General features: G+C 40.8%; 2 protein-coding genes. Both read right to left on the reverse strand.

Annotated elements, in window-relative coordinates:
* Positions 1-280 (reverse strand): hypothetical protein (locus tag ACUVXA_RS10790; RefSeq protein ID WP_445871267.1); only part of this gene is annotated, 280 nt, incomplete at its 3' end.
* 353 nt (positions 281-633) lie between these two features.
* Positions 634-1972: hydantoinase/oxoprolinase family protein (locus ACUVXA_RS10795; protein ID WP_445871268.1), on the reverse strand; the 1339-nt coding region annotated here is incomplete at its 5' end.

Below are 1972 nucleotides of genomic sequence, written 5' to 3' on the forward strand. Positions count from 1 at the left end.
CACTGGCAAAGGTCATAAAAACGTCTACTGGTGTGTTTACGACGGCGTATGGGCTTGCTGTGTTGTTGAAAATCACTTCCTGTCTGTATTTGTAGCTCGTGTTCCACCATGGGGGGTAGTCATCACTTGTGGGGTCGGCTTTTGCTCCTATTACTGGTAAATAATTGGAGGATCCTGACATTGCGGGTATGAGGGGGGTTGGCGGAATCGCTGTTACTATGAGGAAGAGTGAGACTATGAATAGACTTGATATAATAATTGCCTTTTTCTTTCTGTCCAATGGAGTTTTCCCCCATTTTTTTGGGAAAATTTCAAATAATGTTGATTATATTCTGCTTTCCCTTATTTATCATTGAGAACTTTTTAAATTTAAGGCTATTTTTGAATTTATTGAAATTGTTCTCTAAGTATTTGTTAGTGAAACAAACATTATTTATATTTTTTCAATGTGGAAGAAGTGTTTTTCGGTAAAATTGGAAATATTACCCAATTTTTTATAGAATCATAATTTTTTATCCATTCATTTTTTTACTAAAAATAGTTTTTATGGATTCAAAATTATTTCAATGATAAAAATTTGAAGAAAAAACTTATTTTAATACTATTATCCCTCGACCATCCGTTGAGAATCTTTTATGTGATTTTTACTGAATAATTGCTGTACTTGGTAACTGTGATGCTACTTTTTGGTGGGACTAATATTGTTGTTATAGGTTCCTCAATTATTGCGGGTCCCTTAATTTTGGTGCCGAACCCCAATCTATCTCCATCATAAACTGATACTTCAACGAGTCCCCCAACTTCTCGAAAGTAAGCTTTCCGCTTACCCTTTAAGGCTGCAGAACCATTCTCATTTGAATGGGGCAATTCTTTTATCTGTGGCTTTTTAATCTTTCCGATTCCTATAACTCTCCAGTTTATGCACTCTATGTGTGATTCTGGATCCTTAACTGCGTAGTATCTGAAATGCACGTCGTGGAAATCTTGGATTAACTGGCTTAGATTCTCCTGATTTATTCTGTTAGTTCTTAGTGGAATATCGAGGTCGTGGACTTGGTAAGGATACCTGGCTTCTACAAAGTACTTGAATTCTCTATTTTTGGGGGGTACTTTGGTTCTTTCTAAGAATTTCGCAGCCTTATTTTCAAGTTCAGTTAGCGCGCTGTTTACGCTCTTAAAGTCAAAGGCATCGCTTCTAGTGTAGCATGTAGCCCTAAAGTCCTGCTTGATATCTGAAACTAGTCCTCCATAGGAGCTTAGTACTCCGGCCATTTTGGGTATGAGAATTTCTTCCACTCCTATTTCTTTCGCTATCTCTGCAGCATGTATTCCAAAGGCTCCTCCCCCACCAACCAAGAGCATTTTCCGAGGATCAATACCTCTCCTAATAGCTAAATTTCTCAAAGCAGCAATCATATCGTAATTAACCGTGGTATAGATACGACTAGCGGCATCCACCACATCAATGCTGAGCGGGGCTGCTATTTTTTCTCTTATTGTCTCCTCCGCCCTGTCGGCGTAAATCTTCATTCTGCCACCTAGAAAGTAATCTGGATCCAGATAGCCTAGCACCAGGTTCGCATCGGTTACTGTGGGCTCCACTCCCCCTAAGCCGTAACATGCGGGACCTGGATCTGCCCCCGCGCTTTGCGGACCTACGTGTAAATATCCCGCTGAATCAATCCAGGCTATGCTTCCGCCTCCTGAACCTACACTCTCAACGTCTACTTTGGCTATACCCAGTTTATCGCCGCCTTCTTCTGTTGGCCTTATTTTGGATTCTCGGTTAAGAGGTATTTCTCCCTGCCTTACAAAAGCCACGTCAAAACTGGTTCCCCCCATGTCCACACCGATCACATCATTCATGTTCTTCTCCGAAACACCGATTTCCAATACTGCTAAGGGAAGCATACTAGGACCAGAACCAACAGTAAGTATCGGCTTATTCACAACTTCCTCGGGGTCTAGAACC

It is taken from the genome of Candidatus Jordarchaeum sp. (assembly GCF_052745115.1).